The 18,252-nt window shown below is 68.8% G+C and carries 11 protein-coding genes; 3 read left to right on the top strand and 8 right to left on the bottom strand.

Annotated features, from left to right (window positions below; translation table 11 throughout):
* The first annotated feature begins 11 nt into the window (after positions 1-11).
* Entirely contained in the window at positions 12-1,841 is a 1,830-nt protein-coding gene (locus MNR01_RS11950) for a monovalent cation:proton antiporter-2 (CPA2) family protein (RefSeq protein WP_241918015.1), read from the top strand.
* Positions 1,842-1,846: 5 nt separating this feature from the next.
* Here the strand turns inward: MNR01_RS11950 and MNR01_RS11945 are convergent, their stop codons facing one another.
* The 4 genes from MNR01_RS11945 to MNR01_RS11930 all read right to left on the bottom strand — a co-directional run bounded on the left by MNR01_RS11945 (position 1,847) and on the right by MNR01_RS11930 (position 8,048).
* Complete coding sequence (locus MNR01_RS11945; RefSeq protein WP_241920607.1) at positions 1,847-5,122, bottom strand: ankyrin repeat domain-containing protein; 3,276 nt, start codon at positions 5,120-5,122, stop codon at positions 1,847-1,849.
* A gap of 37 nt (positions 5,123-5,159) precedes the next feature.
* Positions 5,160-5,429 carry a YcgL domain-containing protein gene (locus MNR01_RS11940; protein WP_241918014.1) on the bottom strand — a complete coding sequence of 90 codons (270 nt, stop codon included), beginning with the start codon at positions 5,427-5,429 and terminating at the stop codon, positions 5,160-5,162.
* Between the two features lie 202 nt (positions 5,430-5,631).
* On the bottom strand, positions 5,632-6,645 hold the full coding sequence (cydB, locus tag MNR01_RS11935) for a cytochrome d ubiquinol oxidase subunit II (RefSeq protein WP_241918013.1): 1,014 nt from the start codon (positions 6,643-6,645) through the stop codon (positions 5,632-5,634).
* Positions 6,645-8,048: a cytochrome ubiquinol oxidase subunit I gene (locus MNR01_RS11930; protein WP_241918012.1), complete on the bottom strand. Its 1,404-nt coding sequence runs from the start codon at positions 8,046-8,048 to the stop codon at positions 6,645-6,647. The genes cydB and MNR01_RS11930 overlap by 1 nt, the downstream gene beginning before the upstream one ends.
* A 178-nt stretch (positions 8,049-8,226) precedes the next feature.
* Between MNR01_RS11930 and MNR01_RS11925 the strand changes: the two genes are divergently transcribed.
* Positions 8,227-10,599, top strand: a complete 2,373-nt coding sequence (locus MNR01_RS11925; protein ID WP_241918011.1) for a S9 family peptidase — start codon at positions 8,227-8,229, stop codon at positions 10,597-10,599.
* 60 nt (positions 10,600-10,659) lie between these two features.
* On the opposite strand, the gene MNR01_RS11920 is transcribed toward MNR01_RS11925, so the two are convergent.
* Together MNR01_RS11920 and MNR01_RS11915 are read right to left on the bottom strand one after the other, a co-directional pair.
* The gene (locus MNR01_RS11920; RefSeq protein ID WP_241918010.1) at positions 10,660-11,562 is read right to left on the bottom strand and encodes a DUF2950 domain-containing protein; all 903 of its coding nucleotides are present in this window, start codon (positions 11,560-11,562) and stop codon (positions 10,660-10,662) included.
* Between the two features lie 12 nt (positions 11,563-11,574).
* Positions 11,575-13,287 (bottom strand): DUF3300 domain-containing protein, encoded by a 1,713-nt coding sequence (locus MNR01_RS11915; protein ID WP_241918009.1) that lies wholly within the window; start codon positions 13,285-13,287, stop codon positions 11,575-11,577.
* A gap of 122 nt (positions 13,288-13,409) precedes the next feature.
* Between MNR01_RS11915 and hemF the strand changes: the two genes are divergently transcribed.
* A complete protein-coding gene (hemF, locus tag MNR01_RS11910) occupies positions 13,410-14,336 on the top strand; it encodes an oxygen-dependent coproporphyrinogen oxidase (protein WP_241918008.1) in 927 nt (308 codons plus the stop codon).
* Between the two features lie 79 nt (positions 14,337-14,415).
* Here the strand turns inward: hemF and MNR01_RS11905 are convergent, their stop codons facing one another.
* Positions 14,416-14,907 carry a YetF domain-containing protein gene (locus MNR01_RS11905; protein WP_241918007.1) on the bottom strand — a complete coding sequence of 164 codons (492 nt, stop codon included), beginning with the start codon at positions 14,905-14,907 and terminating at the stop codon, positions 14,416-14,418.
* A 566-nt stretch (positions 14,908-15,473) separates the two neighbouring features.
* A complete protein-coding gene (polA, locus tag MNR01_RS11900) occupies positions 15,474-18,251 on the bottom strand; it encodes a DNA polymerase I (RefSeq protein WP_241918006.1) in 2,778 nt (925 codons plus the stop codon).
* Between the last annotated feature and the right edge of the window lies 1 nt (position 18,252).

The raw sequence follows: 18,252 nt of genomic DNA, 5'->3' as shown, positions 1-18,252 counted from the left end.
AGGAGGTGCTCATGCACAGCGGTGGTCTGGAACTTGCTCTGGTATTCCTGTTGGCTGCCGTGATCGCGGTGCCGATATTCCGCCGCTTCGGTCTGGGCGCGGTACTGGGATACCTGGCCGCCGGCGTGGTGCTCGGCCCCTACGGCCTGCGCGTCGTGACCGAGGCCGAGCGGGTGCTCACCGCCGCCGAGATCGGCGTGGTGATGCTGCTGTTCGTGATCGGCCTGGAATTGTCGGCGGCGCGGTTGCGCGTGATGCGCAAGCCGGTCTTCGTCGTCGGCGGCCTGCAGGTGCTGCTGTGCGGACTGGCCCTGGGCGGCCTGGCGATGGTGGCCGGACTGAGCTGGCAGGCATCGCTGCTGGTCGGCCTGGGACTGACGCTGTCGTCGACGGCGGTCGGGCTGCAGCTGCTGTCCGAGCGCAAGGAGCTGACCACCGACCACGGCCGCGTGGCGTTCGGCGTGCTGCTGTTCCAGGACCTTGCCGCGATCCCGTTGCTGGCGGCGATCCCGTTGCTGGGTCGCGCCGGCGCCGCCGAGTTCGGCTGGGACGATGTGCTCAAGGCCGTCGGCGCGGTGGTCGCACTGGTCATCGGCGGCCGCGTGGTACTGCGGCACGTCTTCCGCGTGGTCGCCCGCGCGCAGATGCCGGAAGTGTTCACCGGCGCGGCACTGCTGACGGTACTGGGCAGCGCCTGGATCATGCAGATCGCCGGACTGTCGGCCGGCCTGGGCGCCTTCATCGCCGGCGTGCTGCTGGCCGATTCGGAATTCCGCCACGAACTCGAAGCGCAGATCGATCCGTTCAAGGGCCTGTTGCTGGGCCTGTTCTTCATTGCCGTCGGCATGAGCATCGACCTGCAGCGGGTGTTGTCCGAGCCGTGGATGATCGCCGGGCTGGTGGTGGTGCTGATGGTGGTGAAGTTCGCCATCCTCTACCTGATCGGGCGCCGCCCGGGCGGGCTCGATCCACGGGCTGCGCTGCAGCTGGGCGGTGTGCTGGCACTGGGTGGCGAGTTCGCGTTCGTGCTGTTCAACGAAGGCGTGAAGTCGGGCCTGATCGACGACCCGATGCGCGATCGGCTCGCTGCCGCGGTCGGTGTGTCGATGGCGTTGACGCCGCTGCTGCTGATCGCGATATCGCGACTGCTCGCGGCCAATCCGGCACGTCGCAAGGAGCGCGAGTTCGACACGCTCCCCGACGATGGGCACCCGCAGGTGCTGATCGCCGGCTTTGGCCGCTTCGGCCAGATCGTCGCGCGACTGCTGGTCGCGCAGAAGATTCCGTTCATCGGCATCGAGCACAGCGCCGACCAGGTCGATTTCGTGCGCCGCTTCGGCAACCCGGTGTACTACGGCGATCCGGCCAAGGCCGAGCTGCTGCGGTCGGCCGGCGCGGCCCACGTGAAGGTGTTCGTGGTCGCCATCGACGGCGTCGAGGAGAACCTGCACACGGTGCGCACGATCCGTCGCCTGTACCCGGAGGCGACGGTGTTCGCCCGCGCGCGCGATCGCCGCCATGCCTGGGAACTGATGGACCTGGGTGCGCGGGCGCTGCGCGAGACGTTCTACAGCAGCCTGCGCATGGGCGAGAAGGTGCTGGTCGAGCTGGGCCTGCCCGAAGACGTTGCCCGCGACCACGCCGAACGCTTCCGCGAGCACGACCAGCGCCTGCTGCGTGCGCAGTACCTGATCCGCGACGACGAAGACGCACTGCTGCAATCAACGCAGGACGCGCGACGCGAACTGGAAGAACTGTTCAACGCCGACTTCGGCGAAGGCGTGCTCGGCGAGATCGCCGATGCGACGCGCAACGAAGAGAACGTGCTGGACGAGGAGTGAGGCGCCTAGCGCGGCTCGCGCAGGAACCGCGCCATCGACATGTTCTGGCCCGATGCCGGCGGTGCGAACTCCGCGGCAATGTCGATGAAGCCACGCATCACCGCGATCTCGCGCGGGGTGCGGTTGAGCGCATCGCGCAGGTCCGGGTCGGCACCGGCGCGCATCAGGAACTGGACCACGCGCAGCAGGCCGTGCAGCGCCGCCAGGTGCAGCGGGCCGAAGCCACGCGGGTCCTTGGCGTCGAGCGCGGCCTCGTGGTCGATCAGCAGCTGCATGCCCGCAATCAGCACATCCTCGTCGGCGCCGGTGCCTGGCTCGGCGCGTGCGCCCAGCAACAGCAGCAGCGGCGTCGCACCGGCGGCCGGGTGATCGGCATCGACGCCGGCCAGCAGCAGCGTGTCGAACAGTGCCACCAGGCGTGAACGCTCGCGCGCATTGAAGCCGAACATCGCCGCGCAATGCAGCGCCTGTCGGCCCTGCGCATCGCAGGCCTGGACGTCGGCGCCGGCAGCAAGCAGGCGCGCGGCCAGGTCAGTCAGGCCGAGGGCGCAGGCGACCATCAGCACGGTCAGTTCGCCAGGCAGTCGCTGCTCCAGCGGCGCGCCGGCCGCGATCAGGCGGTCGACGATCTCGGCGTGGCGCATGCTGACCGCCGCCGACAGCGGCGTCGCGCCGGAGTTTGCGGTGGCCTTCGGATCGGCGCCGCGCGCGAGCAGCAGGTCGACCACGGCGCGATGGCCGCCACCGGCCGCGCGCAGCAGTGCGGTGCAACCCTGCGCGTCGATCGCATCGACCGGGAGGCCGAGGTCGAGCAGGCGGCGCACCGCGTCGGCGTCGCCCATGATCGCGGCGGCGGGTACGTCCTGCGCCTGCAGCGGACGCCTGGGAAGCGGCCAGCCGCGCCAGTCGAGCCAGTCGGCGAGGTCGCGGCGGCCCGAGGCCAGGGCCACGCCGAGCGGGGTCTGTCCGTCGGCGGCCAGCAGGTCGGGCGCAGCACCCTGCGCCACCAGGCGCTTGAGCATTTCGTCACGGCCCAGCGCGGCGGCCAGGTGCAGGGCGCTCATGCCATGGCTGTCGCGGGCGTTGAGGTCGATGCCGATCGCCAACAGGCGTTCGACCAGGCGCGTCCAGCCCAGGCGCACCGCCAGCGCCAGCGCGGGGTCGCCCGCCGGCGAGCGTGCGAACGGGTCGGCACCGCGTTCGATCAGTTCCAGCGCAAGCAGTTCCAGGCTTGCGTCGTCGCCATCGTCACCGTGGCAGGCGGCGAGGAAACGCGCCACGCCACCGGCGCCTGCCGGCGACGCACCGCGTTGCAGCAGCGCCCGCAGCGACGGCACGGCGTCGCGGCCGCGCGCCATCAATGCCTGTACCGGCGTGTCGCCGGCCGCGTTGCGTGCTTCCGCATCGGCGCCCTGGTCGAGCAGCCAGTGCACGCGTTGCGCCGAGGTCGCCGACTCTTCGTCATGCAGCAGCGCGCCGCGCTCGCTGGCGCTGAGCAACTGCGCCAGGCCACCGAGCTCGCCGGCACGACCGTCGCGCAGGCCGTCGCGCAGCAGCACGGTCGGGGCGCGGTCGGGCAGCGGCGCATCGTCTTCGCCGTCTTCGCTGAGCGCAGAAGGCAACGGGTAGGCGCGGTCGAGCGCGGCCACCAGCGACCAGCGCCCAGCTTCGGCGGCGCGATCGATCGCGCGCTTGCCGTCGGCGTCGCGCTGTTCGGCATCCACGCCCAGGTCGAGCAGGCGCTGCACCAGCGCCGGCGACGGCGCGTCGGCCATGCAGGCCAGCACGAGCGCGTTCCGGCCGCGGGTGTCGAGTGCGCGCGCGGCCTCGGCGCCGGCGCGCGGCAGCTGCGCGAGCAGGCGCTCGAGCATCTCGAGATGGCCGCCACGGGCGGCCTCCAGGAACGGACTGCGGCCTTCAAGATCGCGTGCATCGGCGTCGCCACCGGCGGCGAGCAGCGCCGCAGCGATGTCGAGATGGCCGGCGAATGCGGCCTCGTGCAGGGCACTGCGACCGCGGCGATCGCGGGCATCCACGCGCGCCTTGTGCTTGAGCAGCAGGCCGACGCCAGCGACGTCGTCCTCGTCGCCACCGGCGGCGGCGAGCAGCACCGGCTGGCCGCCGGCCGGCTCGGGACGGGCCCCGCGCTCGAGCAGGAACTTGGCCAGGCGCCAGTTGCCGCTTGCGCAGGCAACGCCGAGCGGCGACAGGCCGTCGTGGTTGAGCGGATCCAGTTCGGCCGCCGCATCGCGCAGCAGCGCCGCCACGCCCGGGTCGGAACTGCGCGCGGCGTGGTGCAGCGGGGTGTTGCCTTCGGCGTCGGTGCGGCGCGGGTCGGCGCCGTTGGCGAGCAGGGTCATGACCGCGTCGGGGCGGCCGTGCCAGCTGTCGCGGGTGGCGGCCAGCAACGGATTCATGCCGGCATGGGTGGCGTTGAGGTCGATGCCGTGGGCGATCAGCGTGCGCAGCAGGCGCAGGTCCGGCAGCACGGCGGCCAGTACCGCCAGGCTGCGCTGGTCGCGCTCGTCTGCCGGCGGCGGCGCATTGACGTCGGCGCCGAGCTCGATCAGTTCCAGCGCGCGTTCAACCCGTCCGCTGCGGGCCGCGGCATACAGCGCGGGCGCCAGCGGTTCGCCATCGACCAGGGCGACCGGCTCGTCCTCTTCCTCGTCGTCATCGGCGTAGGCGAACCCGGGCAGTGGATCGGCCGGGTCGACCTGTTGCAGCAGGTAGTGCAGCACCGGCGCAGCCAGCGCGAACAGCACGGCCACGGTCCAGCGTGCGCCTGCGCCCACCAGCAGGCCCGGCCAGGCCAGCAGCAGCACGGCGGCCGACAGCGCCAGCACGATCGCGGCGACGCCAAGCCCGCGCCAGGCGCTCAGCTCCAGCTCGCCCAGGGACTGCCAGTGCTCGCCCAGCGGCCCGCCCTCGCGTTCCATGCCCAGCCACAGCGGCCACAGCCGCCACAGCCCGAGCAGGGCAACGCCGACCAGGGCGCTCAGGCCGAGCACGGACGAGATGGAACCGGTCTGCAGCAGCGACGACAGCGGCCAGGCAATGACCGCGGCCAGGACGGCGACGGCCGCGGTCCACAGCAGTGCCAGCACGCCGGCTTCGCGCAGTGCTTCGTTGCGCGTCGGCAGCGCGCCGTCGCGCCAGCCGCGAACGGCCAGAGCCGCCAGCGGTTGCGCCAGCACGCCGGCGATCACGGCCACGACGCCACCGGTGCCGGCGATCAGGCCCAGCCCGACCGCACCTGCGAGCAGGCCGCCCAGGCGCATCGACTGTGTCGAAGACGAAGGTCTCAGCGGCGTGTGCTCAGGCATCGGTTCCCCAGTCCTCCGTCATCGGATCTTCCACGGTGGGTGGGAACTGGAGGTGGAAACCGCGCGAGGTCAGGTTCTCGCGGACCACGACGGCGTCCTCGCGGGCGAGCTTGCGCTCCGGCGTCAGCGCCACTTCGAGGACGAACTGCAGCGCCCCCAGTTGCGTGCGCAGCGGTTCGGGCAGGCGCGCGAAGTCATCGCGCTTGGCGAGGTACAAGTAGGTGTCGGCCTTGCGGAGGCTCTTGTAGACGTAGGCTTGCATCGGTCCGGACGAAAGCAGCGGCAAATACGGCCGCAACGTGATGTTGGACACAGCATACCTGTCGTTGTGGCGCGCGCGCACAACGAAAGGTTCAGGTTTTTGGCCTGCGTCCGCCCTGTTTTGAGCGCCCGATCGTGAGCCCGGGCCGGTTACGTGCCGGCGCGAACCCGGGCGAGAACCCAGCGAGAACCCAGCGAGAACCTCAGTGGTAGCCCGCGTCCGCCGCGACCTTGCCCCTGAACACGCTGTAGGACCAGTAGGTGTAGCCCAGGATCGCCGGCAGCAGGATGATCAGGCCGACCAGCACGAAGCCCTGCGAGGACGGCGGCGAGGCCGCATCCCAGATGGTCAGGGCGGGCGGAACGATGTTCGGCCAGATGCCCAGCACCAGCCCGGCGAAGCCGAGCGCGAAGAAGCACAGGGTCAACAGGAACGGCGCCGCGTCGCGGCCCTCGCGCATCACTGCCCGCCACAGGGCGAAGGCGTTGGCCAGGGCCAGCAGCGGCACCGGCGCCAGCCACCAGAAGTTCGGGCCGTCGAACCAGCGCGCCATGATCCGCGAGTCCAGGAACGGCAGCCACGCGCTGACCAGCCCCATGAAGGCGACCACGACCAGCACCAGGGGCCGGGTCAGGCTGCGCGCGATCAGCTGCGTGCGGCCCTCCGTCTTGAGGATCAGCCAGGTCGAGCCCAACAGCGCATAGCCGAACACCACCGCCACGCCGGTCAGCATCGAGAACGGGCTGAACCAGCCGAAGACGCCGCCGAGGTACTTGCCGCCCTGCAGCGGCATTCCCTCGACCAGCGCACCCAGGATCACGCCCTGGGCGAACGCGGCCAGCATCGATCCCAGCGAGAACGCCGCGCCCCAGGCCGGCTTGCTGCGATGGGCCTTGAAGCGGAACTCGAAGGCGACGCCGCGGAACACCAGCGCGATCAGCATCAACAGCACCGGCAGGTACAGCGCCGACAGCACCACCGCGTAGGCCTTGGGGAACGCCGCCAGCAGGCCGGCACCGCCAAGCACCAGCCAGGTCTCGTTGCCGTCCCAGATCGGCGCTGCGGTGTTCATCATGTGGTCGAGCTGGTGCTCGTCCTCCGCGAACGGCGCGAGGATGCCCAGGCCGAGCACGAATCCGTCGAGCACGACATACATCAGCACGCCAAAACCGATCACGCCGAACCACACCACCGGTAGTACGGTCGCCAGGTCCATCACGCGCCCTCCCCTGTGCTGTCGACTGCTGCCGACAGCGGCCGCGCCGGCGTCTTGTCGCCGCCTTCGGTGTGCTGTGGCGGTTCGTGCGGCAGCGGGCCCTGCAGCACCTGCTTGCGCAGGTACCAGATGCCGGCGCCGAAGACGATCGCGTACACCAGCGCATAGATGATCAGCGAGGTCATCACGCTGGCCGCGGCGAGGATCGGGCTGACCGCATCGGCCGTGCGCAGCAGGCCATAGACGACATAGGGCTGTCGCCCGATCTCGACCACGTACCAGCCAGCGAGGATGCAGACGAAGCCGGCCAGCATCAGCGTCTTCCAGCCCAGCAGCACGATGCGCGATTCGTACAGTCGCCCGCGCCAGAGTATCCACAACGATGCCATGGCCAGCAGCAGCATCAGCGTGCCCAGGCCGACCATCACCCGGAACGCATAGAACACCGGCTTCACCGGCGGACGTTCGCTGGCCGGCACCGACTTGAGCGGCGTGACTTCGCCGTCGAGCGTGTGCGTCAGGATCACGCTGCCCAGCTTCGGTATCGCGACTTCGTAGTCGTTGCGCTCGGCCTTCTCGTTGGGTACCGCGAACAGCACCAGCGGCACGCCTTCACCCTTGGGATAGTGCTCCCAGTGCCCTTCCATCGCCGCGACCTTGATCGGCTGGTGCTCGAGCGCAACCAGACCGTGCTGGTCGCCGACGATCACCTGCGCAGGCACGGTGATCGCGGCGAATATCACTGCCGCCTTCAGCATGCGCTTGCCGGCTTCGACATGGACGCCGCGCAGCAGGTAGGACGCGCCGACGCCGCCGATCACGAAACACGTGGTGATGAACGCCGCCAGCACCATGTGTGCCAGCCGCAGCGGGAAAGAGGGGTTGAAGACGATCTGCATCCAGCTGACCGGCTCGAACACGCCATCGACGATGCGGTAACCGGTCGGCGTCTGCATCCAGCTGTTGGCCGAGATGATCCAGAACGTCGAGATCAGCGTGCCCAGCGCGACCATGCAGGTGGCGAGGAAATGCATCCGTTCGTTGACGCGACCCCAGCCGAACAGCATCACGCCGAGGAACGTCGCTTCCAGGAAGAACGCCGTCAGCACCTCATAGCTGAGCAATGGCCCGAGGATGTTGCCGGCCTGCTCGCTGAGCGTGGCCCAGTTGGTGCCGAACTGGAAACTCATGACGATGCCCGACACCACGCCCATGCCGAACGACAGGGCGAAGATCCGGGTCCAGAAGAAATACAGGTCGCGCCAGAGCGTGTCGCGGGTGCGCAGCCAGCGCCATTCGACGAAGGCCAGCCAGCTCGCCAGGCCGATGGTGAACGCGGGGAACAGGATGTGGAACGAGATGACAAAGCCGAACTGGATGCGCGAAAGGAGCAGTGCGTCCACGGCGTGACTCCATGACTTCCTGGACATGATTGTGCGCCGCGTCACAGGGGCTGTCACGCGCGCCTGGGGCAATTTGGTGTTGCCCATGACGCATGACCCGATCCAGCAAAGCCCGGGACTGATACGCTGCGCCGGTTTTGTGCCCATACGCCTTGTCCATACGCCCGGTCCCGAATACATGCGCCTTACGCCGCTTGCCACCGCCCTGACCCTGTCGACGCTGCTGCTTTCCGTCGCCCACGCCCAGACGCCCATCACCCTGGCCCAGACCATGGCCGATCCGGACTGGATCGGGCCGCCGGTCGAACAGGCCTGGTGGGCCTGGGACGGCCAGCGCGTGCAGTACCAGCTGCGCCGCGAAGGCGCGACGATCCGCGACACCTGGCAACAGGGCATCGGCGGCGGCAGTGCCGCGCGCCTGGACGGCGCCGCCCGCGCCGACCTCGATGGTGCCAACCCGGTGATGGACGCCCAGCGCACGCGCATGGCCTTCGTGCGCAACGGCGACCTGTTCGTGCGCGACCTGCGCAACGGCGCGCTGACCCAGGTCACGCGCAGCAACGAGGACGAGGCCACGCCGCAGTGGAGCAACGACGGCAACCTGGTCTTCCGCAGCGGCAACGACTGGTATCAGTGGCGCGCCGGCCAGGGCACCGCGCAGGCGGCGATCGTCAAGGCCGAGAAGGATCCGGCAGCCGCGCCGAAGGCCGACGACCTGCGTGAGCGCCAGCTCGACATGATCGCCACGCTCAAGAACGACCGCGCCCAGAAGGACGCCGCGCGCGCCCAGAACGAACAGTGGCGCCAGGCCGATCCGACCCGTGCCGCCGCGCCGACCTACCTGGGCGACGACGTCAAGATCGTCGACAGCGCGCTGTCGCCGGATGCGAAGTGGTTGCTGGTGGTCACCTCGGCCAAGGACGCCGACGACGGCAAGGCCGGCAAGATGCCCAAGTACGTGACCGAATCGGGTTACGAGGAATTCGAAGACGTGCGCGTGCGCGTCGGCCGCAACGCGCCGGTGGCGCACAAGCTGTGGCTGGTGGATGTCAACGCGGCCAAGGCGACCGAGCTCAAGTTCGACGCCCTGCCCGGCATCAACGACGACCCGCTCGCGGCCATGCGCAAGGCGGCCAGGAAGGATCCGCTCAAGGGCGATCGCGCCGTGCGCATCGAGACCGATGGCGATGGCACCGGCCCGGCGATCCACTGGAGCAACGACGGCCGCCAGGCTGCGGTGCTGATCCGTGCGATCGACAACAAGGACCGCTGGATTGCGACCGTTGCGCCCGCGGCCGATGCGAAGCTCGCCGTGCGCGACCGGCTCACCGACCCGGCATGGATCAACTGGGGCTTCAACGACTTCGGCTGGACCGCCGACGGTTCGCTGTGGTTCCTGTCCGAGCGCAGCGGCTACTCCCACCTGTACCTCAACGACGGCGGCAGCAAGTCGCGCGCGTTGACCTCGGGCAAGTGGGAAGTGTCGGCGCCGCAGCTGTCCAGCGATGGCCGCAGCTTCTACTTCGTCTGCAACCGCAAGTGGCCGGGCGACTACGAAGTCTGCGCGGTCGATCGCAATGGCGGCGACGTGCGCGAGGTGACCTCGCTCGACGGCGTCGAGGACTTCTCGCTGTCGCCGGACGGTTCCAGGGTGCTGGTGCGTCACTCCGACAGCTACACGCCGCCGCAACTGGCAGTGGTCAACACCGGCGGTGACGGCCTGGTGCAGCTGACCGACACGCGCAAGCCCGAGTTCAAGGCGCGCGAGTGGATCAAGCCCGAGTACGTGCAGGTGCCGAGCAAGCACGGCGCCGGCGTGGTCTGGGGCAAGTACTACGGTCCGAAGAATCCGGACCCGTCGCGCAAGTATCCGATCGTGATGTTCGTGCACGGTGCCGGCTACCTGCAGAACGTGTCGGACCGCTATCCGAACTACTTCCGCGAGCAGATGTTCCACAACCTGCTGGTGCAGCAGGGTTACATCGTGCTCGACCTGGACTACCGCGCCAGCGAGGGCTACGGCCGCGACTGGCGCACGGCCATCTACCGCCAGATGGGCCATCCGGAGCTCGAGGATTACCTGGACGGCCTGGACTGGCTGGTCGCCAACAAGGGCGGCGACAAGGACCGCGCCGGTATCTATGGCGGCAGCTACGGCGGCTTCATGACGTTCATGGCGCTGTTCCGCTCGCCGGGCACGTTCAAGGCCGGCGCCGCGCTGCGCCCGGTGGCCGACTGGTCGCAGTACAACCACGAATACACCAGCAACATCCTCAACACGCCCGAGCTCGACCCGCAGGCGTACAAGGTTTCGTCACCGATCGAGTTCGCCGACGGCCTGCAGGACAACCTGCTGATCGCCCACGGCATGATCGACGACAACGTGTTCTTCAAGGACTCGGTGATGCTCAGCCAGAAGCTGATCGAGCTGCGCAAGGACAAGTGGGAGATCGCGCCGTATCCGCTGGAGCGCCACAGCTTCACGCATCCGGACAGCTGGTACGACGAGTACCGTCGGATCTATGAGCTGTTTGAGCGGACGTTGAAGTAACCCGCCCGGCTCCCTCTCCCGCTTGCCGACCCCTTCTCCCGCGAGCGGGAGAAGGGTGGCTCATTTCGACGCAGCCGCCGCAGCGTCCGGCTTCACTTCCTTCCAGCTGCTGTCCGGATCGAACTTCGTCATCGCCTTGGCCAGCTTCTCGCTGTCGGGCCCGAGGTCCTTCTCGAACACTTCGCCCTCGTGGCTGATCATGAAGCTCATCACGCCGGTGTCCCCGTACTTCGACGGCCAGCCGATCAGCGCGAAGCCGCGGCTCATGTTCTTACCCAGCAGGTAGTTGTAGGCGCCGCCCGGTGCCGACGGCCCCTGCGCGGTGAGGATCTTGAAGTGGTAGCCGTGCCAGTCGCTGCCCGGCTCTGCGTCGGCGAACAGCGGGCCCAGTGGGCTGACTTCGCCGCTGTCGTCGTCGGCCCAGTACAGGCCATCGTGCAGGCCATCGGTGCTGAGGACCTTCTGCGCGTACTCGAGCACGCCATCGCCATCGCGATCGACCAGCGCGTACTCGGTCTGCGCGTCGTGATAGGCCAGCTCCGATTCGATCGTGTCGTCTTCGTTGCGCCCGATGCGGCGCACGCGGATCTCCTCGGTGGCGGCGTGCGTGTCGAACGCCCAGCCGTCCTTGCCCTTGGCCAGCGGGATCGGCAGCACCCATGCGTCCTTGCCGACGGCGAGATGGGCGCGCCCGTCCTTGCCGGTCTGGATCACGTGCTTGTCGCGGTAACCGGTCAGGAACGCCTCGACATCGCTGCGGTCGACGCCCGCGATCGGGATGTACTCACGCCAGTCCTTGCCCAGCAGCGCCTGCAGCTTCTGCTCGTCGGCGCGCTGGGTGCCGAGCGCGGCAACGAACGCCTCGGCCGCCGCGTCGGGCGTGGGATAGGCCTGCTGCGCCCATGCGGGCACGGCCAACAGGGTCAGCATCGCTACGGGAAGCATGCGCAGGACGGATTTCATGGATAGGCCCCCTCAGCGACCACGACCGCCGCCACCCTGGCGTTGCGGCGGGCGGGATTGACGTGAAACCTGATGACCACCACCACCGCCACCACCGCGCGACTGATGCGAGCGCTGTGCCGAGGCATGGCTGGCACTGCCGCGGTTGGCCTGCGAGCGCGACTGCTGCGGGTTGCGGGCGCCGGCGAAGGCGTTGTTATTGGGCGATTGCCGTGACGCATGCTGCGAACGCGCCTGCTGCCGCGCCTGGTTGTTGCCCTGCGTCTGGCGGTGCTGTTGCGGCCGCTGCTGCTGGCGGTTCTGCGCCGTCTGCTGCGCGCGCTGGCGATCGGCCTGGCTGCGGTTGCCGGCGCCGCCGCCGGACGCTGCGCGGGCACGGTCACGATCGGCGTTGTGTGAACGGTCGCGCGAGGCAAGGTCCTGCGCGGCATTCGGCCGGTTGCCACCCAGATCTGTCGGCTTCGAACGATCGCGCGAGGCGTGCTGCTGTGCGGCGGACTGGGCACGCTGGCGCTGCGCGTCGCGCGACTGGCCCCCGCCCTGGCCACGGTCACGCCCCTGGACGTCGCGGTTTGCCGCCTGGGCGCGGGCGCGGGCCTCGCTGTTGCTCCTGGCGGGGGAATCGATGCCGCGCTGCTGCATCGAATCGCGGGCACGGTTGCGCGCGTCGGCACGGCCCGGATCATCACCACGGAACTGGTTGCGGTTCTGCGCACCGTCGAGCTGGCGGCCGTAGCGTTCGCGACTGGCGTTGTCGCGGTACGGCACGCCGTCGCGATTGAGCGAGTTGTGCTGCCAGTTGCTGTTGTTGATGGTGCGGTTGGTGTTGATGTTGTTGTAGCGGTTGACGTCGATGTCGACGTCGTTGCTGCCCCAGTCGCAGTCGCCCCACAACGCATTGGTGACGGCGATGCCGGTGCCGAAGGCGAGGCCGGCCATCAAGGCGCTGCCGGCGTAGTAGCCCGGCGACGGCGGGTAGTAGGCCGGCGGATAGGACGGGTAGGCCCAGCTGCCATAGACCTCGGTCGGGTTGTACGACGGGACGTAGACGACCTCCGGGTCGCTCGGCTCGATGATGATGGTCTGCTCGGCCGGCGGTGGCGCTTCCTGGATGATCGTGGTGCCACCGTCCGACGGCGCCGCAGCGGGCGCAGGCGCGGGAGCCGGCGCGGCGGCCTGCACGGTGACGTTCTGGTACTGGTTGGATGAGAGGTTGCCCGCGGCCTGCGCCTGGCGACGCAGTCGCTGCACCGCATCCATCACCGCGTCCGGTTGCGCCAGGAACGCATCGCCCAGGCGCTGCACCCAGGCCGGATCCTGGCCAAGCGTGTCCAGCGCCTGCGGGAACGCCACCAGCGCCTGCACGCTCGGGTCCCACGGCTGCGAGGCGACCTGCTTGACCGCGTCATCGCCCTTGGCGTTCGGGTTCGCCTTCGACCAGGCCGCAGCATCGGCGACGTTGCCGGGATAGGTCGCCGCCATCAGCACCTGCGCCAGCAGCGGATCGGGGTACAGCGCGATCGGCGCGACCATCTGGTCGAGCTCTTCCTTGCTGAACGATGTCGAGGCGGGAGCCGCCGCCGGTGCCGCAGCAGGGGGCGTGGCCGCGGGAGCGGCCGGCGTGGGCGCCGGCGCTGTCGCCGCTGGCGCGGGAGTCTTGTCGCCGGAGCACGCGGCCAGCGACAGCAGGACCATGAGAAGGCCAATTCGACGATGGTTGCGCACGGACGACTCCCAACGCTGTGGCGTTTGAAACCTGCAGCCGGTGGGCGATCACGGGTCCCGGGCCGGCCCCTGGTTCAGGCGGCGGCTATCATGCGCACCACCCCTGCAAGTTTCTTGTGAACATGACCGAGCCAGCCCCCGGCTTCGATGCCGTCCGCGACTACCTCACCGGCCTGCAGGACCGCATCTGTGCGGCCGTCGAAGCGGTGGACGGCAGCGCGCGCTTCAGCCAGGACCTCTGGCAGCGCGCCGAAGGCGGTGGCGGACGCACCCGCATCCTTCGCGACGGCGGCGTGTTCGAACAGGCCGGCATCGGCTTCTCGGACGTGTCCGGAACCAAACTGCCGCCGTCGGCCACGGCCGCGCGACCGGAGCTTGCCGGTGCGTCGTGGCGCGCGGTGGGCGTGTCGCAGGTGTTCCATCCGCGCAATCCGTACCTGCCGACCACGCACGCCAACGTCCGCCACTTCCGCGCCATCCGCGATGGCGAAACGGTAGCGTGGTGGTTCGGCGGCGGCTTCGACCTGACGCCGTTCTATCCGTTCGACGCCGACGTGCTGCACTGGCACCGCACCGCGCGCGACCTGTGCGAACCGTTCGGCGGGCAGCAGCGCTACGACAAGCACAAGCACTGGTGCGACGAGTACTTCTTCCTCAAGCACCGCGCCGAGACGCGCGGTGTCGGCGGCCTGTTCTTCGACGACCTGCATGAGGACGCCGACCAGGACTTCGCCTACATGCGCGCAGTCGGCGATGGCTTCCTCGATGCCTACATGCCGATCGTCGAACGACGCCGCGACACACCCCATGGCGATCGCGAGCGCCAGTTCCAGCTGTACCGGCGCGGACGCTATGTCGAGTTCAACCTGGTGTTCGACCGCGGCACGCTGTTCGGGCTGCAATCGGGCGGCCGCACCGAATCGATCCTGATGAGCCTGCCGCCGCTGGTGCGCTGGGAGTACGGCTTCACGCCGGAAGATGGCAGTGCCGAGGCGCGCCTGGCCGATTACCTGCGGCCGCGTGACTGGCTGAGGGAACTGGTGGGTTGAGCGGGGTGTGACGGGGCTTCCTGCTTGACGGGTCCCGGGTGCGCTGCGCTTACCCGGGCTACGTGGGGTGGGGTGCGTTTCAGGGGACGTTGCTGTCGCCGTTTTCCGGGTTGGCCGACATGATCGTGATGTGGCCGTCGGTTTCCAGCAGTGCCAGCCTTACGTGCTCGATGTCGCTGCATCCGGCCTCGCGCATGGCCTTGGCGAGATCGTCGCGACTGACGAGTTCGCGCCTGAGCACGTCGCGATAGACGTGGCCGTTGCGCGCCAGCACCACCGGTTCGCCCTCGAGGATGCGTTCGGCGGTCTTGCTGCGCGAGGTGACGAAACCGACCAGCCAGTTGAGGATGATCAGCGTGGCCGCGAGCAGCAGCCCACCGGTCATCGACGTGTCCTTGCCGAGCAGCGCGTTCTGCACGGCATTGCCGAGCAGCACGATCAGCAGCATGTCGAACGCAGTGAACTGCCCCATCGTGCGCTTGCCCGACATGCGGATCATCGCCAGCAGCACCACGTAGACCACGACCGCACGAAAGACGAACTCCCACCACGGCATCGACAGCTCGAACATGCGGCGCTCCAGCGCGAGGTTCGCGGCGATTGTGCACCACGCCCAAGATCAAGATGGATCCCGGCGTTCGCCGGGATGACGGCGACGAAACCCATCTGGAGTCATCAGCCCGCTTGGTAAGGGGGCGCGGCGGCAGCCGCCAAGGATCGGAAGCACATAGCGGGGCCCAAGGTTTGCGCAGCAAACGTTGGGGTTTTTTTGCCCTGCGCAAAAAGCGCAGGCAATAAAAAGCCCCGCAGGCAGGGGGGGCCGGCGGGGCTGGTGGAGCGGGACCTGGGGAGGGGTCTTCGCTCCGGGGGATCACTCCAGGGGAGGGAGAGATCTACGACAGGCGTTGCACCTGTCGCGACCTATATGACCATTCCGTACATGGATGGTTCGTGAAGATTGGGGTTAACAATCCGTTGGATTCAGGACGGATTCATTCTGGGAAAACGGTTACCCCAGCGCTTTTCCCGTTCAGCAAAACACTGAATGCGATGGCATGAAACTCGCCGGGAGCCCGATCCCGCCAGGAAGGGGTCGCGGGCGCTCCGCTCGTCGGCTGGAGCCGTTCGGGAAGGGCCCTAGTGCGCCTCGTCCCAGTTGGCCCCGACCCCGCTGTCGACCACCAGGGGAACCCGCAGCTGGGCCGCGCCGGACATCCGCGAGCCTACTTCGGTCAGCAACGTGTCGACGAAACCCTCCTCCACCTCGAAGACCAGTTCGTCGTGGACCTGCAGGACCATCAGGGCGCGGGCGCCCTGCCCGGCCAGCCAGGCATCGATGGTGATCATCGCCCGCTTGATGATGTCGGCCGCGGTGCCCTGCATCGGTGCGTTGATCGCGGCGCGCTCGGCGCCTGCGCGCAGCCCCTGGTTTCGTGCCTGGATGTTCTCCAGATACAGGCGCCGGCCGAACACGGTCTCGACATAGCCCTGCTCGCGCGCCTGCTGGCGGGTGCGCTCCATGAAATCGCGCACGCCGGGGTAGCGACTGAAGTAGAGCGCAATGTAGTCCTGCGCCTCGCCGCGGGCGATGCTGAGCTGGCGCGCCAGGCCGAATGCGCCCATGCCGTACATCAGGCCGAAGTTGATCGCCTTGGCGGCGCGGCGCTCGTTGCCGCTGACGTCCTCCATCGCCTTGCCGAACACTTCAGCGGCGGTGGCACGGTGGATGTCGGCGCCGGACTCGAACGCGCGCAACAGGCCGGCGTCCTCCGACAGGTGCGCCATGATCCGCAACTCGATCTGCGAGTAGTCGCAGGCGACGATCCGCCGACCGGGTGGCGCGACGAATGCCTGGCGGATGCGGCGACCGTCGTCGGTGCGGATCGGGATGTTCTGCAGGTTCGGATCGCTCGATGCGAGCCGTCCGGTGGCCGCACCGGCCTGGTGGTAACTGGTGTGGACGCGGCCGGTGTCGCGGTTGACCATCTCCGGCAGTTTGTCGGTGTAGGTGCTGCGCAGCTTGGCCAAACCGCGGTATTCGAGGATGACGCGCGGCAGCTCGTGCTGCTCGGCGATCGCTTCCAGCGCTTCCTCGTTGGTCGAAGGCGCGCCCGATGGCGTCTTCACCAGGGCCGGCAGCTTGAGTTCGTCGAACAGCAGCTGGCCCAGCTGCTTCGGCGAGTCGAGGTTGAAGCTGCGGCCGGCCATCTCGGTCGCTTTCTGCTGCGCGGCCAGCATGCGCCGGCCGAGGTCGGCCGACTGCCGGCGCAGTTCGTCGCCGTCGATCATCACGCCGTTGGCCTCGATCCGCGCCAGCACCGGCACCAGCGGCATCTCGATGTCGCGATAGACACGCTCCAGCCCCGCCTCGGCCGCCAGTTTCGGCGCCAGCGCGCGATGCAGGCGCAGGGTCACGTCGGCGTCTTCGGCGGCGTAACGCGTGGCGTCGTCGAGCGCGACCTGCGAGAACGGGATCGCTTTGGCACCCTTGCCCGCGACCTGCTCGTACTTGATGGTGTCGTAGCCCAGGTAGCGCTTGGCCAGCGAGTCCATGTCGTGGCGGGTCGCCGTGGCGTTGTAGACGAAGCTTTCGAGCATCGTGTCATCGGCATAGCCGGCGACCTCGATGCCGTTGCGGCGCAGGACATGCAGGTCGTACTTGCCGTGCTGGCCGAGTTTCTTCTTGCCCGCGTCGGCGAACAGCGGCGCCAGTGCAGTCAGCGCTCCGGTGCGGTCCAGTTGCGGCGGCGCGCCCGGATAGTCGTGGCCCAGCGGCAGGTAGGCGGCACGACCCGCCTCCACGGCAAAGCTCAGGCCGACCAGGCGCGCCTGCATCGGATCGAGCGAATCGGTCTCGGTGTCGAAGGCGAACTCGTCGGCCTCGCGCAGGCGCGTGATCCATGCGTCGAGCTGGTCGCTGGTCAGGATCGTTTCGTACTCGCCCGGAATGCCGAGATCGGGATGCGGTGCTTCTGCCGCCGTCGCCGATCGCGCGTAGCCGGCGGCGGTGTTGCGCACGCCGGCGCCACGCGCATCGCCGTCATCGCTGGCGCCGCTGGCGCCTTCGAGTTCCTTGAGCGCCTGCTTGAAGCCGTAGCGCGCGTACATCACGCGCAGGTCGTCGGCGTGGGGCGCGCGCAGCGACAGCCCGGTCGGCGCGCGCTCCAGTTCCAGGTCGGTGCGGATGGTGGTCAGCGTGCGATTCAGCGGCAGCCGCGGCAATGCGGCGCGCAGGTTCTCGCCGATCTTGCCCTTGATCTGGTCGGCATGGGCGATGACCGAATCCAGCGTGCCGTACTCGCCCAGCCACTTGGCCGCGGTCTTCGGGCCGCACTTGTCGACGCCGGGAATGTTGTCGACGGTGTCGCCCATCAGCGCCAGCAGGTCGATGATCTGGTCCGGGCGCACGCCGAACTTGTCGATCACGGTGGCCTCCGAATCCAGGCGGCTGCCGCTCATGGTGTTGACCAGGGCGATGCCCGGGCGCACCAGCTGGGCGAAATCCTTGTCGCCGGTGGAGATGGTGACGTCGATGCCCTGCTCGGCCGCGCGCAGCGCCAGCGTGCCGATCACGTCGTCGGCTTCGACGCCGGGGATGCGCAGGATGGTGATGCCCAGCGCCTCGACGATGTCGCACATCGGCTGCACCTGGGCGCGCAGGTCGTCGGGCATCGGCGGGCGGTTGGCCTTGTACTGCGGGTACAGCTCATCGCGGAATGTCGGGCCGGGCGCGTCGACCACGAAGGCGACGTAGGTCGGCTGTTCCTTCAGCGTCGCCCGCAGCATGTTGACCACGCCGAACAATGCGCCGGTCGGTTCACCCGCGTCGTTGGTCAGCGGTGGCAGCGCATGGAAGGCGCGGTACAGATAGCTGGAGCCATCGATCAGGACGAGGCGGGGGGCGGGCTGGTTCATT

This window comes from Lysobacter sp. S4-A87, from assembly GCF_022637455.1.
Lineage (GTDB): Bacteria > Pseudomonadota > Gammaproteobacteria > Xanthomonadales > Xanthomonadaceae > Lysobacter_J.
This window is presented reverse-complemented; position numbering and strand designations above follow the sequence as displayed.

What these genes read in the sequence shown, in the direction of transcription:
- MNR01_RS11950 (WP_241918015.1), top strand. Translation starts at nt 12, where the DNA reads ATGCACAGCGGTGGTCTGGAACTTGCTCTGGTATTCCTGTTGGCTGCC.
- MNR01_RS11945 (WP_241920607.1), bottom strand. Translation starts at nt 5,122, where the DNA reads ATGCGCCTGGGCGGCCTGCTCGCAGGTGCGGTCGGGCTGGGCCTGATC.
- MNR01_RS11940 (WP_241918014.1), bottom strand. Translation starts at nt 5,429, where the DNA reads ATGCAAGCCTACGTCTACAAGAGCCTCCGCAAGGCCGACACCTACTTG.
- cydB (WP_241918013.1), bottom strand. Translation starts at nt 6,645, where the DNA reads ATGGACCTGGCGACCGTACTACCGGTGGTGTGGTTCGGCGTGATCGGT.
- MNR01_RS11925 (WP_241918011.1), top strand. Translation starts at nt 8,227, where the DNA reads ATGCGCCTTACGCCGCTTGCCACCGCCCTGACCCTGTCGACGCTGCTG.
- MNR01_RS11920 (WP_241918010.1), bottom strand. Translation starts at nt 11,562, where the DNA reads ATGAAATCCGTCCTGCGCATGCTTCCCGTAGCGATGCTGACCCTGTTG.
- hemF (WP_241918008.1), top strand. Translation starts at nt 13,410, where the DNA reads ATGACCGAGCCAGCCCCCGGCTTCGATGCCGTCCGCGACTACCTCACC.
- MNR01_RS11905 (WP_241918007.1), bottom strand. Translation starts at nt 14,907, where the DNA reads ATGTTCGAGCTGTCGATGCCGTGGTGGGAGTTCGTCTTTCGTGCGGTC.
- polA (WP_241918006.1), bottom strand. Translation starts at nt 18,251, where the DNA reads ATGAACCAGCCCGCCCCCCGCCTCGTCCTGATCGATGGCTCCAGCTAT.